Below are 2,943 nucleotides of genomic sequence, written 5' to 3'. Positions count from 1 at the left end.
CTGGAGGAACCGTGCCCGCCACGCGCCCCGCGCCGGCCCCCGCCCCTCGCGCGCTGCTGCTGGAGAACATCCACGCCGACGCGCGGACCCTGCTCAGCGAGGCCGGCTGGGAGGTGGAGACGGCGCCCGGCGCCCTGGACGAGGCCGAGCTGGTCGAGCGCCTCGACGGGGTGCAGCTGCTGGGCATCCGCTCCACCACGCACGTCACCGAGAAGGTCCTGGAGAACGCCCCGGCGCTGCGGGCGATCGGCGCGTTCTGCATCGGCACCAACCAGATCGACCTGTTCTCCGCGGCCGCGCACGGCGTGGCGGTCTTCAACGCGCCCTACAGCAACACCCGCAGCGTCGTGGAGCTGGCGCTGGCGGAGATCATCGCGCTGACGCGGCGGCTGACCGTCAAGGACCGCCTCATGCACGACGGCGTGTGGGACAAGTCCGCCACCGGCGCGCACGAGGTGCGCGGGCGCCGCCTGGGCATCGTCGGCTACGGCAACATCGGCTCGCAGCTGTCGGTGGTGGCCGAGGCGCTGGGCATGAGCGTGTTCTTCTACGACACCGCCGACCGCCTGGCGCTGGGCAACGCGCGCCGCTGCGGCAGCCTGCACGAGGTCCTCGAGGTCGCCGACGTGGTGACCCTGCACGTGGACGGCCGCAGCAGCAACAGCGGCTTCTTCGGCGAGCAGGAGTTCGCCCGGATGCGCCCGGGCTCGATCTTCCTGAACCTCTCGCGCGGCTTCGTGGTGGACCACGGCGCGCTGCGCCGGCACGTGGAGTCCGGCCACATCGCCGGCGCCGCGGTGGACGTCTTCCCCCAGGAGCCCAAGAGCCGCGGCGAGGCGTTCGAGTCGGAGCTGCGCGGCCTGGACAACGTCATCCTCACCCCGCACGTGGGCGGCTCCACCGAGGAGGCGCAGGAGGACATCGGCCGGTTCGTGGCCGCCAAGCTGCGCGAGTACGCCCTCCACGGCTCCACGACCCTGAGCGTGAACCTGCCGCCGCTGGCCACGGAGACCACCCCGGGCACGGTGCGCCTGGCGCACCTGCACCGCAACGTGCCCGGGGTGCTGGCGGCGATCAACCGCATCCTCGCCGACGAGGGCGTGAACATCGAGGGCCAGCAGCTGGCCACCCGCGGCGACCTGGGCTACGTGGTCACCGACATCGCCGCCGCCGCCTCCGAGGACGTCGGCCGCCGCCTGCGGGAGCTGCCCGAGACGGTGCGGGTGCGCCAGCTCGGCTCGCTGGGCTGAGGGGCGCCGCGGTGCCCGGGGCGGGAGCGCCGGCGGCCGGGGAGGCGGTGCGGCTGCTGCTGCTGGCCGACACCCACCTGCCGCGCCGGGCCAAGGACCTGCCCGCCGCGGTGCGGGACGCCGTGGAGGCCGCCGACGTCGTCGTGCACGCCGGCGACTGGTGCGACGCGGCGAGCGTGCTGGCGCTGCGCCGGCGCGCCCGCCGCCTCGTCGGCGTCGCCGGCAACAACGACGGCGCGGACGTGCGGGCCCACCTGGGGGAGTTCGCCGCGTTCACCGCCGGCGGGCTGCGCTTCGGCGTGGTGCACGAGACGGGGGCGGCGGCCGGGCGGGAGCGGCGCTGCGACGCCCGCTACGGCGGTGAGCTGGACGTGCTGGTCTTCGGGCACAGCCACGTGCCGTGGGACTCCACCACGCCCTCGGGGGTGCGGCTGCTCAACCCCGGCTCGCCCACGGACCGGCGCCGGCAGCCGGCGTGCACGTACCTGACGCTGACCGCCGCGCACGGGCAGCTGCACGACGTGCGGTTGCACGCGCTGCCCCCGCGGGCGCCCGGGCGCGCTCAGCGCCCGGGCGGCCCCCACGCCCGCGCCAGCAGCTCGTAGGAGCGCTCGCGCTCGGCGTGGTCGTGCACCTGCGTGACGACCAGCAGCTCGTCGGCGCCGGTGGCGGCCACCAGCTCGCGCAGCCGGGCGGCCACGTCGGCGGCGGTGCCGGCCAGGACGGTGCCGGGCAGGTGGGCGGCGACGTGGCGCTCGGCGGGGGTCCACGGGTGCGCGGCGGCCTCCTCGGGGCCGGGCAGCGGCGCGGGGCGCCCCTGCCGCAGCCGCACCTCCGCCAGCCGCTGGGCCAGCAGCAGCTCCTGCGCGCGCTCGGCGGTGTCCGCCACCAGCGCGCCCACGGCGAGCAGGGCGTGCGGGTGCTCCCGGCGCGGCGAGGGCGAGAAGCCCTCGCGGTAGGCGCCCAGCGCGGCGGCGGGGTCGCCCTCGCCGGTGTGCCCGGCGTGGGCGTAGCCGGTGCCCAGGGCGGCGGCGGTGCGCGCGCCCCGCTCGCTGGAGCCGAGCACCCACACCGGCGGCAGCGGCGCGTCGTCGGGCACGGCGCGCACCCCGGCCAGGTGGTGCCCGGCGGGGAAGCCGTCGACGTGGCCGAGCAGCTCGGTGTAGCGCTCGGCGAAGTCGTCCGCGCCCGGGGTCCGCGGCGAGCGCCGCAGCGCCAGCGCGGTGCGCCCGTCGGTGCCGGGGGCGCGGCCCAGGCCGAGGTCCACGCGCCCGGGGTGCAGGGCCTCCAGGGCGCGGAACGCCTCGGCGACCCGCAGCGGGGCGTGGTTGGGCAGCATGACCCCGCCGGCGCCCACGCGGATCGCGGTGGTCGCGGCGGCCACGGCCGCGGTGAGCACCTCGGGCACTGCGCCGGCCGTGGCGGGCTGGTTGTGGTGCTCGGCGAGCCAGTAGCGGTGGTAGCCCAGCCGCTCGGCGGTGCGGGCGAGGGCCACGGTGCGGCGCAGCGCCGCGGAGGCGCCGCTGCCGGAGGCGACCGGGGACAGGTCCAGGACGGACAGCGGCGCGCCGGGGGCCGCGGTGGTGCTCACGCCCGGCCAACGGGGCCGGCGCCGGCCCCGTTCCGGCGGGCGCGCGGGCCGGTGGGCCGGGCGCGTGTCGGTGCCCGGGGCTAGCGTCGAGCACCGTGCCCC

General features: G+C 78.0%; 3 protein-coding genes. 2 read left to right on the top strand and 1 reads right to left on the bottom strand.

Going from position 1 to position 2,943, the window contains the following annotated elements:
- The first annotated feature begins 11 nt into the window (after nt 1-11).
- Both serA and GTR00_RS18065 read left to right on the top strand, forming a co-directional pair.
- Nucleotides 12-1,250, top strand: a complete 1,239-nt coding sequence (serA, locus tag GTR00_RS18070; RefSeq protein ID WP_166612966.1) for a phosphoglycerate dehydrogenase — start codon at nt 12-14, stop codon at nt 1,248-1,250.
- A gap of 47 nt (nt 1,251-1,297) precedes the next feature.
- Nucleotides 1,298-1,855: a metallophosphoesterase family protein gene (locus GTR00_RS18065; protein ID WP_166612967.1), complete on the top strand. Its 558-nt coding sequence runs from the start codon at nt 1,298-1,300 to the stop codon at nt 1,853-1,855.
- On the opposite strand, the gene GTR00_RS18060 is transcribed toward GTR00_RS18065, so the two are convergent.
- The gene (locus GTR00_RS18060; RefSeq protein ID WP_166612965.1) at nt 1,813-2,841 is read right to left on the bottom strand and encodes an LLM class flavin-dependent oxidoreductase; all 1,029 of its coding nucleotides are present in this window, start codon (nt 2,839-2,841) and stop codon (nt 1,813-1,815) included. The genes GTR00_RS18065 and GTR00_RS18060 overlap by 43 nt on opposite strands.
- Between the last annotated feature and the right edge of the window lie 102 nt (nt 2,842-2,943).

It is taken from the genome of Kineococcus indalonis (assembly GCF_009906395.1).
GTDB lineage: Bacteria > Actinomycetota > Actinomycetes > Actinomycetales > Kineococcaceae > Kineococcus > Kineococcus indalonis.
Note: the sequence above shows the minus strand (reverse complement) of the source record. Positions and strands in the feature narration are given on the sequence as shown.